At 66.5% G+C, this 14,342-nt stretch carries 16 protein-coding genes; 10 read left to right on the top strand and 6 right to left on the bottom strand.

Going from position 1 to position 14,342, the window contains the following annotated elements:
- Positions 1-75: 75 nt before the first annotated feature.
- Positions 76-1,350, top strand: a complete 1,275-nt coding sequence (locus tag AC3WTC_RS12405) for a hypothetical protein (protein ID WP_431601551.1) — start codon at positions 76-78, stop codon at positions 1,348-1,350.
- 50 nt (positions 1,351-1,400) lie between these two features.
- Here AC3WTC_RS12405 and AC3WTC_RS12400 read toward each other — a convergent pair whose 3' ends face one another.
- The 5 genes from AC3WTC_RS12400 to arsH form a co-directional block, all read right to left on the bottom strand.
- Positions 1,401-1,901: a GNAT family N-acetyltransferase gene (locus AC3WTC_RS12400; RefSeq protein ID WP_032975904.1), complete on the bottom strand. Its 501-nt coding sequence runs from the start codon at positions 1,899-1,901 to the stop codon at positions 1,401-1,403.
- Between the two features lie 11 nt (positions 1,902-1,912).
- Positions 1,913-2,356: a hypothetical protein gene (locus tag AC3WTC_RS12395; RefSeq protein WP_154879621.1), complete on the bottom strand. Its 444-nt coding sequence runs from the start codon at positions 2,354-2,356 to the stop codon at positions 1,913-1,915.
- A gap of 72 nt (positions 2,357-2,428) precedes the next feature.
- Entirely contained in the window at positions 2,429-4,171 is a 1,743-nt protein-coding gene (locus tag AC3WTC_RS12390) for a GGDEF domain-containing protein (RefSeq protein ID WP_492711527.1), read from the bottom strand.
- Positions 4,172-4,226: 55 nt separating this feature from the next.
- Positions 4,227-5,192, bottom strand: a complete 966-nt coding sequence (locus tag AC3WTC_RS12385; protein WP_229655702.1) for an AI-2E family transporter — start codon at positions 5,190-5,192, stop codon at positions 4,227-4,229.
- Positions 5,193-5,340: 148 nt separating this feature from the next.
- Positions 5,341-6,072, bottom strand: a complete 732-nt coding sequence (gene arsH / locus AC3WTC_RS12380) for an arsenical resistance protein ArsH (protein WP_032975894.1) — start codon at positions 6,070-6,072, stop codon at positions 5,341-5,343.
- 17 nt (positions 6,073-6,089) lie between these two features.
- On the opposite strand from arsH, the gene AC3WTC_RS12375 reads away from it, so the two are divergent.
- The 4 genes from AC3WTC_RS12375 to AC3WTC_RS12360 all read left to right on the top strand — a co-directional run bounded on the left by AC3WTC_RS12375 (position 6,090) and on the right by AC3WTC_RS12360 (position 8,558).
- Positions 6,090-6,419 (top strand): ArsR/SmtB family transcription factor, encoded by a 330-nt coding sequence (locus AC3WTC_RS12375; protein ID WP_080149449.1) that lies wholly within the window; start codon positions 6,090-6,092, stop codon positions 6,417-6,419.
- A 15-nt stretch (positions 6,420-6,434) separates the two neighbouring features.
- A complete protein-coding gene (locus AC3WTC_RS12370) occupies positions 6,435-6,941 on the top strand; it encodes an arsenate reductase ArsC (protein WP_025873932.1) in 507 nt (168 codons plus the stop codon).
- 14 nt (positions 6,942-6,955) lie between these two features.
- On the top strand, positions 6,956-7,978 hold the full coding sequence (gene arsB / locus AC3WTC_RS12365; protein ID WP_032951566.1) for an ACR3 family arsenite efflux transporter: 1,023 nt from the start codon (positions 6,956-6,958) through the stop codon (positions 7,976-7,978).
- A 79-nt stretch (positions 7,979-8,057) separates the two neighbouring features.
- Positions 8,058-8,558 (top strand): DoxX family protein, encoded by a 501-nt coding sequence (locus tag AC3WTC_RS12360; protein WP_189914507.1) that lies wholly within the window; start codon positions 8,058-8,060, stop codon positions 8,556-8,558.
- Positions 8,559-8,597: 39 nt separating this feature from the next.
- Here the strand turns inward: AC3WTC_RS12360 and AC3WTC_RS12355 are convergent, their stop codons facing one another.
- Positions 8,598-9,605, bottom strand: a complete 1,008-nt coding sequence (locus AC3WTC_RS12355; RefSeq protein ID WP_080149451.1) for a LacI family DNA-binding transcriptional regulator — start codon at positions 9,603-9,605, stop codon at positions 8,598-8,600.
- 95 nt (positions 9,606-9,700) lie between these two features.
- Here AC3WTC_RS12355 and AC3WTC_RS12350 point away from each other — a divergent pair, with 95 nt between their 5' ends.
- Genes AC3WTC_RS12350 through AC3WTC_RS12330 form a run of 5 tightly spaced genes read left to right on the top strand, consistent with a single transcriptional unit; the run spans position 9,701 to position 14,335 of the window.
- Positions 9,701-10,753, top strand: a complete 1,053-nt coding sequence (locus AC3WTC_RS12350) for a sugar phosphate isomerase/epimerase family protein (protein ID WP_394122910.1) — start codon at positions 9,701-9,703, stop codon at positions 10,751-10,753.
- Between the two features lie 26 nt (positions 10,754-10,779).
- Positions 10,780-11,997 (top strand): nucleoside permease, encoded by a 1,218-nt coding sequence (locus AC3WTC_RS12345; protein ID WP_025873936.1) that lies wholly within the window; start codon positions 10,780-10,782, stop codon positions 11,995-11,997.
- 12 nt (positions 11,998-12,009) lie between these two features.
- The gene (locus tag AC3WTC_RS12340; RefSeq protein WP_223482083.1) at positions 12,010-13,134 is read left to right on the top strand and encodes a Gfo/Idh/MocA family protein; all 1,125 of its coding nucleotides are present in this window, start codon (positions 12,010-12,012) and stop codon (positions 13,132-13,134) included.
- A gap of 19 nt (positions 13,135-13,153) precedes the next feature.
- Positions 13,154-14,020 carry a sugar phosphate isomerase/epimerase family protein gene (locus AC3WTC_RS12335; protein WP_492711524.1) on the top strand — a complete coding sequence of 289 codons (867 nt, stop codon included), beginning with the start codon at positions 13,154-13,156 and terminating at the stop codon, positions 14,018-14,020.
- A gap of 27 nt (positions 14,021-14,047) precedes the next feature.
- Positions 14,048-14,335, top strand: coding sequence for a c-type cytochrome (locus AC3WTC_RS12330; protein WP_492711551.1), 288 nt, complete (start codon positions 14,048-14,050; stop codon positions 14,333-14,335).
- Positions 14,336-14,342 lie beyond the last annotated feature (7 nt).

Genomic DNA, 14,342 nt, shown 5'->3' with positions numbered 1-14,342 from the left:
AAGTTCTACGGTCCAAGGTCGACATGACCCTGACAACGAAGACGCAGACCATCCTCTAACAGCTCAAGGATCAACATGGATTCCGAATATGCAGTTGCACTGGTTGGTCACGCCGCCTCGCCGCGGGAGGCCTTCGAATTGTTCCAGCAGTGCGCGTCGCTGCTGCAGGACTACAAATTCGTCATCCGCGGCGCGCTAGGAACTCAGCCGTCGCATGCATTCGATCGCACCTTCGCCCATGGTGCAGGTGTGCATACCTTGTTTGCGGGAATGCCGGTACTCGTACTGGACCAGCGGATCACGCGGGAAATGCTCGAGGGACAAGCACAGTTCCACTTCGACTACTCCATTGCACTGGATACGCAGGCGGTCAGCTACCTTCATCCCTGCACCCGCGGACGCGACCCTGCGATCAGCAACCCCGATCTAAAGGAGGTGTTCGAACTCATTGCAAGACCTGACGTCAGCGTCGATCCACTCCCCTATCTGCTGGAAAATGTCGACCAGATCGGCATTTCACCGAAGATCGACGCCAAGATCCTGGAGAAACTCAGGGCTTATGAAGTCCTGAAGACGATCGATTCATCCGCCCTGGAAAATGGCGATATCAGATCGACTCATCCAGATGCCGAAGTCGATCAGCGTGCCGCCAAGCTGATGGAATCAATGAAATCAATGACAACGCCAGCGGGCGGTATCAAATCCCTAGCGATGCAATATCAATACTTCCACTCATGCCTCCTGGCGATTGTTGACGCCCACTTCGACACCAGCCTCGATCCACAAGAGAAGCTGCTTTCGTTTGCCGCATTCTGCGACCAGGAACTTTCTTCGATGGCGGGAAGAGAGATGCAGTTGGCGCACTGGCTCTTCAACAGCCGTGAGCTGCCGGAGTTCTTCAGGAAACTCAAGGAATTGGACATCAAGTCAATCCGGAACATGTCATGGGATCTATTTCATCTCAGGCAGATGGAACAGCGTTACACATTGACGCACACTCCAGGCGCGGACTTCTTTTTCCCAGCGATCCTGACCTTCGACAAAGCGCTGCGTGAAGTGATCGATCTGCACCCGCTCCGCGCCATCGCATGGAGCACACGGGATCGCGAGCCCATCCCATTCTATGACAGGGATCCACTGCAGCTTATGTTCGTATCCCCCCAAGAAGCCGGAGAATTTACTGATCGCTTCTATAGTGATCTAGCTCGCCAACTGCGCGCTTCACGGATAGCCGAAAGCCGGAACGGCATATCAGCCACTGTTCGACGGTGGGAGCGACGGTTGCACGAGCGCTATGGGTTCACTCCCGGCCGGGAGCGCGCCTTGGCGACGTACCCTTTCGGCTGGTGAACCAAATCTGGCCATAACAACAGGAGCCTGGTTGCTCCAGCGGGCGAGCATCAGCGCGGATAGCGGAACACCAGGTCATCCGGATCGCTGCGCACCGCCTGCGCATCCAACACGCCGCCGAGGCGGACCGCCACTGCCTGCGAGGCGTGGTTGTCCGCTGCCATGTAGCTCACCAGCGTCGGCAATCCGCGCACCACGAACGCCCAATCACGCAGCGCCGCCGCCGCCTCGCTGGCGAAACCCTGCCCTTCCTGCCCGGCATACAGCAACCAGCCCAGTTCCTGTTCCGGAAACAGCGGGCCATGGTTGATGCCGACCTGACCGATGCACTCGCCCGTGTCGCGGCGCTCGATCATCAACGCGCCGTGGCCGAACAGATGCCAGCTGGCCAGGTCGTGGCAGAACTGCCCCCACGCGGCGACCTCAGCGAACGGCCCGCCCATGCCGCGCGCACGGGGCGAGGCCAGGAACGCGGCATACACCGGGAAGTCATCCAGGCATTGCGCGCGCAGGCGCAGGCGCGGTGTCTCCAGCACTGGGATGTGGATCATGCGTGTGCCAGTCAGTACACGGCCAGGAAGCCGCAGCCGCGGCGTTGTGGTTGGCTCTCGACAGTCACCTGCACGCTGGCCGATGTATCCACGCCTTCGGCGTTGCGGCAGGGCTCACGCTTGATCTCGACGATGGTGGGCTGCTTGCCCAGCTCACCGTGGAGTACCGTCAACGAACTGGGCGCACCGGCCGGCTGGCCGAGGTAGCGCAGCGTTCCAGCGCTGCTGCGACCAGCAACGGTAAGCGTGGCATCGTGGTTGCCCTTGCCGGTGGAGGCGATCTCGATGGACCAGCCGGCGCCGCCGCCGGTGAAGGCAGGCACCGGGCTGGCATCAGCGGCGATCGACGGATGACGTGGCGCATCGGCGCCCGGATCGGGCCGTGGTGTGCTGCTGGCGCAGCCAGCGAACAGGCCCGCCAGCAGCGTGGCAGTCACAACGGAACGCAGGGTCATGGCGTACTCCTGGGACGGGCGAGTGGCCAGTCTAGGCAGCAGCGCGTGCGCTGGCGATGAACGAGGCTGCCCTCAGCGTGCCGCACGTCCAGCAGGGGACACCTGCACCCGGTCGCGACCCAGCGCCTTGGCCTCGTACATGGCGGCGTCGGCGGCGCGCACCAGCGCGTGCCAGCCAATCGGATCAAGCGCGCCCTGGGCAACACCGAAGCTGGCCGTGACCCGCAGGATGTCACGGCTGCCCAGCACGATGTCGTGCGCACGCAATGCCACCCGCAGCGACTCGGCCAACCGCCGGCCACTGGCCAGATCACCATCGGCCAGCAGCACCAGGAATTCCTCGCCGCCGTAACGGGCGATGCTGTCGTTGCGGCGCAGATGGCTGCGCAGCAACTGCGCCACCTGCACCAGCACGTCATCGCCGGCCGCGTGCCCCTGGCCATCGTTGATCGCCTTGAAATGGTCCACGTCCAGCAGAATCACCACCGCCTGCGTGCTTCCCTCGGCACGCCGCTGTCGTACCCTTTCCTCCAGCGAGCGCCGGTTCAACAGGCCGGTCAGCTGATCGGTATCGGCCAGCTCGCGCAGCTCACGGGTCAATGCCGAGCGCTGGTGCGACTTCGCCCGCAGTACCTCGATGGCATCGAACAGGCGCTGCATTTCCGCCATCGGGTGGGTGGCATGCTGCTCTGCACCCGGCGTTTCCGAGGCGATCTGGATCACCTGCGCCTGCGCCTGCAGCAACGGCCGCAGGATCTGCACGTGGGCGATGCGCAGTGCCAGCGCAAGCAGCAGCAGCGTACCCAGCACGGTGGCGCCCAGCACGGCCAGGCGTACCGCTTCCTTGTTGCGGGTGTGCTGGAAGCGCGCGATCGAAACGCCGAGGTAGCCATCACGCAGCGCTTCCAGCGATTGCAGGGTGGGTACGTAGCGCGCGGTGAACTCGGCCGCCGTCCAGGGGGGCGGTACGCCGCGCCGGCCATCGTCGATCAGCTTTTCCACCATCGGCAGCGACTGGCCGAAGAACTGCCGGCGCGCCATGTCCCAGTGCAGGGACAGCGCCGGCTCGCTGCGGAACACCGATTCGTGGCTGGCCGCCAATCGCCACAGCTCCAACAGGCGGCCCTCGGTCTGCTGCGCGGCGCGTACCTGCGACTCGCGCCACGCGCCGGGCACGGCCAGCGGCGCCATCACGTTGGATGCCAAGCGGCCACCGTGCTCGCGCAGGTCGATCAGGATCTGCCCCTGCATGGCAGGAATCGCGGCTTCGCGATCAGCCGCGACCAGATCGCTGATCTGCACCGAGGTCAGCACCTGCAGCCGGTCATACACCGCGAACATGTTGTTGATCGCGTGCTCCACCTCCTCTGCCGAGCGCTCGCCTCTTGGCAGCGCGGCCACCCGGTCGACCGCGGCGCGCGCAGTCTGCAACCGGCGCCGCGCTTCGTGCAGGCGCGGTGTTTCGTCCACCACCCGCGGGTCGTTCTGGAACACGCTCTGCAGGTGCTGCGTCGCTGCGTCCACCCGCTGCCGTGCGACCGCCAACTGCGCGGCCAGTCGGCGCTGCTCCTGCACATCGGTGCTGTCGGCGCCGAGCAGGCTGTTGGCCGGTCCACGCTCGGCCGACACCAGATTGGCCAGTTCGAAGGTCTGCCGCAGTTGCTGCAGGCTGACCAGGTTGGCCTCGGCTTCGGTGTAACGCTGCGTGCCCTGCACCAGCGCGATGGCCATCAGCGGCAGCGTGCACAGCACGAACAGGCCACCGAGGATCCAGAGCCAGGTCTGCAGTCCGTTTGGCGATGCCCTGCGGCCCATCGATGTGTCCCCTGGCGTGCGGATCAGTGTAGCGCTCTGCCCGGGTGAAGGCGGGTCAGATCCAGCGCTGGTCCACCAGTTCGCGCTTCACGTAGGCGTAGAACACCGGCGCGGCTACCAGCCCGGGCAGGCCGAAGGCCGCCTCCATCACCAGCATGGCCAGCAGCAGCTCCCAGGCGCGCGCCTGGATCTCGCCGCCGACGATGCGGGCGTTGAGGAAGTACTCCAGCTTGTGGATCACCACCAGGTACAGCAGCGCAGCCACGGCCACGTAGAACGACACCGACAGCGCGACGATGGCGATGATGGTGTTGGAGATGATGTTGCCCACCACCGGCAGCAGGCCCGCCAGGAAGGTGATCAGCACCAGCGTCTTCGACAACGGCAGGTGCACGCCGAACAGCGGCAGCACGCCCAGCAGGAAGATGGCGGTGAACACGGTGTTGAGCAGCGAGATCTTCACCTGCGCGAACACCACCTGGCGGAACGCGGTGGCCAGGCGGCTGGTGCGGCCGATCAGTTCCTGCGCCAGCGGGCCCATCTTCGGCAGCGGCAGTTCGTCGTACAGCGCGATCATCGCGCCCAGCACCATGCCGATCAGCACCCGCACGCCCACCTGCACCACCGATGTGCCGGCCACGCCCAGCTGGCGCTGGTGCTCGGCGGCCCATTCGTTCACGGCGGCGCGCAGCGCCGTCAGATCCTCGGGAATGTAGGGCTGCAGCAGGGCCGGCACCTGGTGGCGCGAGGTGTTGAGGATGTCCATCAACCGCGCCAGCAGCACGTCCGGGCCACCGGTCTCGTTGCGGAAGAACGAGGCCACGCCGATACCGGCCAGCACCAGCACGCTGATGATCACCGCCGACAGCACGATCACCGCGATAGCCCGCGCCCGGCCGGGACGCAGCTTGCCTTCCACGGTGGAGGCCAGCACATGGGTCAGCTGGAACACCAGCAGGCCCGACAGCAGGGTCACCACCAGGCCAAGCTTCAGTGCCAGCCACATGCCCAGCAGCATCATCAGCCAGGCGGCGATGCGTGCGGCGGGAGGCCTGGGCAGGGTCGGGATGACGAGGGACATCGGGGCACATCCTGATGGGGTGGCCCATGGTAGTGGATTGAGGTGATGCGCCCGCGCATGCGCGCGTCCCTGCGGCCGCCGCGTGACGTCAGCGTGCGGCCACCGCGCCTGCCGCACGCGCCAATGCGACCGCCTCCTGATCACCCTTGCGCTCGCTGTAGCGATCCACCAGGTAGTCCGCACGATCCCGCGTGAGCAGGGTGAACTTGACCAGTTCCTCCATCACATCCACCACCCGGTCGTAGTACGCCGAGGGTTTCATCCGCCCGTTCTCGTCGAACTCCTGCCATGCCTTGGCCACCGAAGACTGGTTGGGGATGGTCAGCATGCGCATCCACCGCCCCAGCACGCGCAGCGTGTTGACCGTGTTGAACGACTGCGAGCCGCCACTGACCTGCATCACCGCCAGCGCCCTGCCCTGCGTCGGGCGCACGCTGCCGTCTTCCAGCGGCAGCCAGTCGATCTGGTTCTTGAACACGCCGGTGACCGTGCCGTGGCGCTCCGGGCTGATCCAGACCTGGCCTTCGGACCAGTGCGACCACGCGCGCAGGCGCTGCACTTCAGGGTGATCGGCGCCGACGCTGTCGAGCATGGGCAACCCATGCGGATCGAACACCCGGGTCTCGCAGCCGAGGTGGCGCAGCAGGCGCTCGGCCTCCAGCGCCAGCTTGCGGCTGAACGACTGCGGGCGCAGCGAGCCATACAGCAGCAGGATCCGCGGCGGATGTGCGCGGCCGGCGCCCAGCAGGGTCGGGTCGGGCTGGGGAAGCGAGGCTTCGACCAGATTCGGAAGGGTGGCGCTTGCGATGGATTCATTCATTCGACTATTCTAGAAATATGGAAACGAAGAATGCAATCGCCGCCCTCACTGCCCTCGGCCATGCCACCCGCCTGGCCGCGTTCCGGCTGCTGGTCGAAGCCGGCCCGGCCGGACGCATGGCCGGTGACATCGCCGCCGCCCTGCAGGTGCCGCCGGCCACGCTCAGCTTCCACCTGAAGGAGCTGCTGCAGGCCGGGCTGGTCGAGAGCGAGAGCCAGGGCCGCAATGTCTGCTACCGCGCCAACTTCAGCGCGATGACCGGCCTGATCGACTACCTCACCCACAACTGCTGCGCAGGCTCGCCCGATCCGGCCTGCAGCCCCACCTCCCCTGATTGCGCCTGCTGACCGGAGATCTGCTTCGTGACCACCCAACGCGTCCTGTTCCTGTGCACGGGCAATTCCGCCCGCAGCGTCCTTGCCGAAGCCACGCTGCGGGCGTGGGCCGGTCATCGCTTCGAGGTCTTCAGCGCCGGCAGCCAGCCCACCGGCGAGGTCAATCCGTTCGCACTTGCGCAATTGCAGGCCGAGGGCATTGCAACGGCGGGCCTGCGCAGCAAATCGTGGGACGAGTTCGCCGACGGCGCGCCGATGGACCTGGTGATCACGGTGTGCGATGCCGCGGCCGCCGAGGCATGCCCGGTGGTGTTCGGCGATTTCGTGCGCGCGCACTGGGGCCTGCCTGATCCGGCTGCCGTGGATGGCAGCGCGGAGGACAAGGCGGCTGCGTTCGCGCAGGCCCACGCCATCGTCAAGGCACGGTTGCTGGCCCTGCTCGCATTGCCCGCAGCTACATGGTCCGACCGCGGGCCGTTGAAGGACGCGCTGGATCGCATTGGTTTCGTGCAGCCCGGGGACGGCCAGGCGTGAGCGCACCGGCACCGATGGGATTGTTCGAGCGTTACCTGACCCTGTGGGTGGCGCTGTGCATCGTGGCCGGCACCCTGCTTGGCCACGCGCTGCCGCAGCCATTCGCTGCGCTGGCGTCGGCGGAGGTGGCCAAGGTCAACCTGCCCATCGCGGTGCTGATCTGGCTGATGATCATCCCGATGCTGCTGCGGGTCGATTTCAGTGCGATGCGCCAGCTCGGCCAGCACTGGAAAGGCATCGGCGTAACGCTGTTCATCAACTGGGCAGTCAAGCCTTTCTCGATGGCGTTGCTGGGTTGGTTCTTCCTGCGCCACGTGTTCGCCGACGCGCTGCCTGCCGCGCAGATCGACAGCTACATCGCCGGGCTGATCCTGCTGGCAGCAGCGCCCTGCACCGCGATGGTCTTCGTGTGGAGCAACCTGTGCCGCGGCGATGCCAATTTCACCCTCAGCCAGGTGGCGTTGAACGACGCGATCATGGTGGTGGCCTATGCACCGGTGGTGGCGCTGCTGCTGGGCCTGTCGGCGATCAGCGTGCCATGGGACACGCTGCTGCTGTCGGTGTCGCTGTACATCATCGCGCCGGTGCTGGTGGCCGCACTGCTGCGGCGCTGGATGCTGGCCCGTCGCGGCCAGGCTGGCCTGCAGTCCGCGCTGCGCACGCTGGGCCCGGTCTCGCTGCTGGCCCTGCTGCTGACGCTGGTGCTGCTGTTCGGCTTCCAGGGCGAGCAGATCGTTCGGCAGCCGCTGGTCATCGCCATCCTGGCGGTGCCGATCCTGATCCAGGTCTATTTCAACTCAGGGCTGGCCTACCTGCTCAACCGGCGCCTGGGGGTTGCCCACTGCGTGGCCGGTCCCTCGGCGCTGATCGGCGCCAGCAACTTCTTCGAACTGGCCGTGGCCACCGCCGTGGGCCTGTTCGGCGTGCATTCCGGCGCGGCGTTGGCGACCGTGGTGGGCGTGCTGATCGAAGTGCCGGTGATGCTGTCGGTGGTGCGCATCGTCAATGCATCACGCGGCTGGTACGAGCGGCGCTGAGGCAAGGACGCACCGCGCAGGTCGCCCAGGCTGCCGACGCCATCGCTCTCAACATCCACTTCACCCGTGATGGGATTCGATGGCCGGACAGGAGCTCCTGCTGCAGCGCCCGGTCGGTTGGGCAAGGGCATACCGCCCTGCATGGTTGTTGATCATCCCCCGCCCTGCCCATCCTGAGGATGTTGCCGTGGACACATCACTTCACTCCCTTGCGAAACTGGCCGCCCGCGTGTTGCTAATGCTGCTGTTCCTGGTATCGGGCCTGGGCAAGCTGTCCGACCCGGCGGCAACACAGGGCTACATGGCGGCGATGGGTCTCCCCGGCATCCTGCTGTGGCCGACCATCCTGTTCGAGATCGGCACGGCCCTGTGCATCCTGCTCGGTTTCCAGACCCGGGCAGTGGCAGCGGTGCTCGCCGCCTTCAGCCTGGTCACGGCCTTCATCTTCCACCACCAGCTCGCCGACCCGGTGCAGCAGATCATGTTCCTGAAAAATCTGGCCATCGCCGGCGGCTTCCTGCTGCTGGCCTGCAGCGGGCCTGGCCGCTTCAGCGTGGACGCCAGGCGCGGCAAGCCCTGAGCCGGGCAAAGCGCGGCATCCCGCCGCCCTGCCCTTGCCTCAGCGACCCTTGGGCGGGGCCGTCGAACCCCGCAGCATCACGCTGAAATCCAGCGTCTGCTGAAGCGGTACATCGACCTGTTCGATGATGGCGAGCAGCAGGTTGACCGCGCGCTCACCGATCTCCCGCATCGGTTGCCTGATGGTCGTCAACGGAGGCGTGAGGTAACGCGATGACGCCAGGTCGTCGAAGCCGACGATGGAGACGTCATCCGGCACGCGGATGCCCAGGTCACGGCAGGCTGCCAGCGCACCCAGCGCCATCTGGTCGCTGAAGCAGAAGATCGCGGTGGGTGCGGTTGCGGGCGGCAGCAGCGCCATCGCGGCCGCATGGCCGGACTCCACGGAAAAGTCACCCGGCACGACGCTGAGGTGGCGCAGGCGGCCACGCGCCCTGCCGGCGGCGCGCACGCCTTCCAGCCGTTGCGTGTGCAGGGGATTGTCGGGCGGTCCGCCCACCACGGCGATCCGCTCGTGCCCCAGTCCGTACAGGTGCTCCATCACAGCGCGCGCGGCGGCCGCGTTGTCGATGTGGACGCTGGGGATGCCCAGCGCGGGATCGAACTCGCAGCCATTGACCACCGGTGCAGCGGCACCTCGTTGCTGGACAATCTCCCGCGCCGTCGGCGGCAGGCGATGCCCCAGCACGATCAGACCATCGGCCTCGTTGCGCCGGAGCATCTGCGCGTAGCGCTCCTCGCGCTCGGGCAGGTTCTGGGTGTCGCCCAGCAGGACGGCGTAGCCAACGGCCTGCGCCGCATCCTCCGCGCCCTGCAGGATCTGCGCGAAGAACGGGTTGGCGATGTCCGGCACGGTGACCAGGATCTTGCCGCTGCGCTGGGTCTTGAGTGTCCTGGCCACCGTGTTGGGCACGTAGCCCAGCGCAGCAGCGGCCTGCTCGATGCGCGCGCGAGTAGCCGGCAGCACTTTGTCCGGCCGGGAAAGCGCTCGCGACACCGTGCCTGCGGAGACGCCGACGTGCCTTGCGATGTCGTAGATGGTGGCCATGGCGCTACCTCTTCCTTTCGCTGTGCAGTGCACAACGGGTCTTTCGAATGCCCCTGCTAGGATAATGCAATCGATTGCATCGAGGGCGAATCAACGTGAAGACGCTCAAGGGTCCAGCGCTGTTCCTGGCGCAGTTCATCGGCGACACACCTCCCTTTGATCGGCTGGACACGCTGGCCGGATGGGCCGCGGGGCTGGGCTATTCTGGCGTACAAGTGCCGACCAGCGCGCCCCACCTGTTCGATCTGGCCGAGGCGGCGCGTAGCCAGGCGTACTGCGACGATGTCAGCGGCATGCTGGGCGGACATGGCCTGCAGATCACCGAGCTGTCCACCCACCTGCAGGGGCAGCTGGTTGCCGTCCATCCGGCCTATGACAGCCTGTTCGACGGATTCGCGCCGCCGGACAAGCGTGGCGATCCGGCCGCCCGCCAGGCCTGGGCGGTGGAGCAGCTGCTGCTGGCCGCCAAGGCCAGCCAACGCCTGGGGCTGACCGCGCATGCCACGTTCTCCGGCGCACTGGCCTGGCCTTACTTCTATCCCTGGCCGCAGCGGCCACCCGGGCTGGTGGACGAAGCCTTCGCCGAACTCGGCCGACGCTGGCGCCCGATCCTGGATGCCTTTGACGCCTGCGGCGTGGACCTGTGCTTCGAGATCCATCCCGGCGAGGACCTGCATGACGGCGCGACCTTCGAGCGCTTCCTCGACGTGGTGGACCACCATCCCCGCGCGAAAATCCTGTACGACCCCAGCCACCTGCTGCTGCAGCAGATGGACTACCTCGGCTTCATCGACCGTTACCACGATCGCATCAGCATCTTCCACGTCAAGGACGCGGAATATCACCCCAGTGCCAGCAGTGGCGTGTATGGCGGCTACCAGGACTGGATCGATCGTCCGGGGCGGTTCCGTTCACTCGGCGATGGGCAGATCGACTTCAAGGCGATCTTCTCGAAATTCGCCCAGTACGACTTCCCCGGCTGGGCAGTGCTGGAATGGGAGTGCTGCCTGAAGCACCCGGAAGACGGTGCACGGGAAGGAGCCACCTTCATCCGCGACCACATCATCCGCGTGACCGAACGCGCCTTCGACGACTTTGCCGACAGCGGCACCGATCCCGGATCACTGCGCCGCATGCTCGGGATCTGAGACATCACTGCCTGGGAGGGCAAGCCATGACGCACACCATGTCGCGCTTGGGCGCGATGATGTTTCTGCAGTTCTTCATCTGGGGGGCATGGTTCGTCACCCTGGGAACCTATCTGGTGCAGGGCCCGCTGCAGGCCAGCGCAAGCCAGGTGGCGACGGCCTTCCTCAGCCAGTCCATCGGTGCCATCGTCGCGCCCTTCCTGGTTGGCCTGATCGCTGACCGCTACTTCGCGGCGCAGCGCATCCTTGCGGTCCTGCACCTGGCTGGCGCAGTGCTGATGTGGCTGGCGTCCACCGCAACCAGCTTCAGCATGTTCTCCGCCTGCGTCATGGGCTACATGCTGCTGTTCATGCCGACGCTGGCACTGGCCAACAGCGTGGCGATGCGGCACATGCAGTCGCCCGAGAAACAGTTCCCGCTGGTGCGGGTGGCCGGCAGCGTCGGCTGGATCGTGGCAGGCGTGCTGATCGGCTGGCTGGGCTGGGAACAGGCGCACCGGCTCGAGCTGACCTTCCGGATGGCGGCGATGGCGTCGCTGGCGCTGGGCCTGTATGCGTTCACCCTGCCGCACACCCCGCCGCTGGCACAGCAGCGCGATGCCGGGCTGGGGCAGATCCTGGGGCTGGATTCGCTGCGCCTGCTGAAGTCACGCTCGTACCTGGTGTTCTTCCTGGCGTCCATCGCGATCTGCATCCCGCTGGCGTTCTACTACAACTTCACCAACCCGTATCTCAACGATCTGGGCGTGCGCGGCGCGGCGGGCCTGCAGTCGCTGGGACAGGTCTCCGAAGTCCTGCTGATGCTGGCCATGCCGTTCCTGTTCGTGCGCCTGGGGGTGAAGACGATGCTGGCGGTGGGCATGGCCGCATGGGTCGTGCGTTACGTCATGTTCGCCTTTGGCGATGCGGGCGGCGGCTTCTCGCTGCTGGTGATCGGCATCGTGCTGCACGGCATCTGCTACGACTTCTTCTTCGTCACCGGCCAGATCTACACCGATGCGCATGCCGGCCCGGCCGCGCGCAGCAGCGCGCAGGGATTCATCACCCTGGCCACGTATGGCGTGGGCATGCTGATCGGCACGTTCCTGTCCGGCGCGGTGGTGGAGCACTTCACCACGGCAGCCGGTCCGGACTGGCAGCAGATCTGGCTGTTCCCGGCAGGGGTCGCGCTGCTCGTGCTGATCGCCTTCCTGCTGCTTTTCCGCGACCGGCCAGTGGTTGCGGCCGCACCTTCCACGCCCTGAGGACCCTACCTGATGCCAAAGCCTGGAATCGCCATCGTCGGCACGGGAATGATCGGTGCCGTGCACCGTCGCGCGGCGCTGCTGGCGGGTGCCGACATCCGTGGCGTGGCCGCCTCTTCTCCGCAGCGCGCACGCGACGTGGCGCAGGCGTGGGGTGTCCCGCGTGCCTATCGGGACATCGAGGAGGTGGTCGCCGATCCACAGGTGCAGGTTGTGCACGTATGCACGCCCAACCACCTGCACCGCCCCATGGCACAGGCCGCACTGGAAGCCGGCAAGCACGTGGTCTGCGAGAAGCCGCTGGCCACCACGCTGGAAGACGCCCGCGCGCTGGCGGCGTTGGCTACCGCCAACGCGCTGGTCGCCACGGTGCCCTTCATCTACCGCTACCACCCGGTGGTCCGCGAGGCGCGCGCACGCATCGCCCATGGCGAACTGGGGCCGTTGCACCTCATCCACGGCAGCTACCTGCAGGACTGGCTGCTGGACCCGGCCAGCAACAACTGGCGCGTGGACCCGGCGCTGGGCGGCGCCTCGCGCGTGTTCGCCGACATCGGCTCGCACTGGTGTGACCTGGTGGAATGGGTCAGCGGCGAGCGCTTCACCGAGGTCAGCGCGGCGTTCGACACGGTGATCGCCGAACGCAGCACCGACACCGGGCAGAGCTTCACCACAGCAGCGGCCGGTGGCGCGATGCAGGCGGTCACCAGCGAGGACGTGGCCGCGGCGATGTTCCGTACTGGCGCCGGGACGCTGGCATCGTTGACGGTCAGCCAGGTATCGGCCGGACGCCACAACCGTCTCTGGTTCGAGATTGATGGTGCCAGGGCCAGTGTGGCGTTCAACCAGGAAGATGCCGAGCGCCTGTGGATCGGCAAGCCCGACCAGCGCGAGGAAGTCTTCGTGCGCGGGCCGGGCGCCGGCAGTGCCGAACAGCGCCGGCTATCGCTGTTGCCGGCCGGGCACGCGCAGGGCTACGGCCACTGCTTCGAGGCATTCGTCGCCGACACCTATCGCGCCATCGAAGGCGAGCGACCGGATGGCCTGCCCACCTTCGAAGACGGCGTGCGCTCGGCGCTGATCGTCGACCGCGTCATCACCTCGGCCAGGACCCGTGCCTGGACCGCCATCGGTTGAACCCCGGGAGCATCTCATGATGAACACGCCTGCCCGCAGAACTGCCACCCTCGCCCTGCTGCTGTTCGCAGCCCTGCCCGTCCTGGCACACGAAGCCGCCAGCCCGCACAAGCCCATCGCCGTGCAGATGTACACACTGCGCAACGCCGGCCCGCTCGACCAGCAGTTGAAGATCGTCCACGACGCCGGCGTGGATGCGGTGGAAACGGTGGGCACGCAGGGCGTCAGCGCCAGCGAACTCAAGCAGTTGCTGGACCGGTATTCGATCAGGGCGATTTCCTCGCACGTGCAACTGGCCGAGCTGCGCAAGGATCTGGACGGCGTGGTGGCCTTCAACCGGTCGATCGGCAACACCACCCTGGTGGTGCCTTACCTGGACGCGAAGGATCGGCCGACCGATGCCGCAGGCTGGACCGCGCTGGGCAAGGAACTGGGCGCGATCGCCAAGCAGGTACGGGCCAAGGGCATGCGCCTGGCCTACCACAACCATGACTTCGAACTGGTCGACTTCAATGGCCGGACCGGCCTGGAACTGCTGTTCGCGGCGGCCGGGCCGGACCTGCAGACCGAGCTGGACCTGGCCTGGGTCGCGCGTGCGGGCCTGGACCCGGCGGTGATGCTCGGCAAGTTCCGCGGCCACCTGTTCGCGGTACACGCCAAGGACAATGCAGCCAAGAGCCAGGCCGAAGACGAGGGCGGCTTCGCTGCCGTCGGCCAGGGTGTGCTGGACTGGCGCGCGATCCTGCCAGCCGCCGCAGCGGCCGGCGTGCACTGGTACATCCTCGAGCACGACCAGCCACGCGATCCGGCCAAGGTCATCCAGACCGGCGCGGACTACCTGCGTGAACACCTGTCCCCCCGCCTGCCAGCCAGCGCGCAGCGCTAGTACGCGAAGGAGTCCTGATTGAAAACGATGCTGAAAGTGGCTGTGATTCTCTGTGCGGCGATGCTGGCAACCAAGGCATGGTCCAAGGACGACCCTGCAGCCGGCGCAAAGCTCTACACAGCGAACTGCACGGCCTGCCATGGTGCCGATCGCGCCGGCATGCCGGGCGCATTCCCCGCGCTCACCGACATCGGCAAGCGCCTGGATGCCGCGCAGATCAAGGACAAGATCAGGAAGGGCGGCGGACTGATGCCGCCGTTCTCCCAGCTGTCGCAACAGGAGATCGACGACATCACCAGCTATCTGGCGAAATAGGCCGCCA

It is taken from the genome of Stenotrophomonas sp. FW305-C-20-S1 (assembly GCF_058783335.1).
The sequence above is the reverse complement of the archived record's forward strand: the minus strand, read 5'-3'. Positions and strand labels throughout refer to the sequence as shown.

What these genes read in the sequence shown, in the direction of transcription:
- AC3WTC_RS12395 (WP_154879621.1), bottom strand. Translation starts at nt 2,356, where the DNA reads ATGACCCTGCGTTCCGTTGTGACTGCCACGCTGCTGGCGGGCCTGTTC.
- arsB (WP_032951566.1), top strand. Translation starts at nt 6,956, where the DNA reads ATGGGATTGTTCGAGCGTTACCTGACCCTGTGGGTGGCGCTGTGCATC.
- AC3WTC_RS12330 (WP_492711551.1), top strand. Translation starts at nt 14,048, where the DNA reads ATGCTGAAAGTGGCTGTGATTCTCTGTGCGGCGATGCTGGCAACCAAG.
- AC3WTC_RS12360 (WP_189914507.1), top strand. Translation starts at nt 8,058, where the DNA reads ATGGCCGGACAGGAGCTCCTGCTGCAGCGCCCGGTCGGTTGGGCAAGG.
- AC3WTC_RS12345 (WP_025873936.1), top strand. Translation starts at nt 10,780, where the DNA reads ATGACGCACACCATGTCGCGCTTGGGCGCGATGATGTTTCTGCAGTTC.
- AC3WTC_RS12400 (WP_032975904.1), bottom strand. Translation starts at nt 1,901, where the DNA reads ATGATCCACATCCCAGTGCTGGAGACACCGCGCCTGCGCCTGCGCGCG.
- arsH (WP_032975894.1), bottom strand. Translation starts at nt 6,072, where the DNA reads ATGAATGAATCCATCGCAAGCGCCACCCTTCCGAATCTGGTCGAAGCC.
- AC3WTC_RS12390 (WP_492711527.1), bottom strand. Translation starts at nt 4,171, where the DNA reads ATGGGCCGCAGGGCATCGCCAAACGGACTGCAGACCTGGCTCTGGATC.
- AC3WTC_RS12385 (WP_229655702.1), bottom strand. Translation starts at nt 5,192, where the DNA reads ATGATGCTGCTGGGCATGTGGCTGGCACTGAAGCTTGGCCTGGTGGTG.
- AC3WTC_RS12405 (WP_431601551.1), top strand. Translation starts at nt 76, where the DNA reads ATGGATTCCGAATATGCAGTTGCACTGGTTGGTCACGCCGCCTCGCCG.
- AC3WTC_RS12355 (WP_080149451.1), bottom strand. Translation starts at nt 9,605, where the DNA reads ATGGCCACCATCTACGACATCGCAAGGCACGTCGGCGTCTCCGCAGGC.
- AC3WTC_RS12335 (WP_492711524.1), top strand. Translation starts at nt 13,154, where the DNA reads ATGAACACGCCTGCCCGCAGAACTGCCACCCTCGCCCTGCTGCTGTTC.
- AC3WTC_RS12340 (WP_223482083.1), top strand. Translation starts at nt 12,010, where the DNA reads ATGCCAAAGCCTGGAATCGCCATCGTCGGCACGGGAATGATCGGTGCC.
- AC3WTC_RS12375 (WP_080149449.1), top strand. Translation starts at nt 6,090, where the DNA reads ATGGAAACGAAGAATGCAATCGCCGCCCTCACTGCCCTCGGCCATGCC.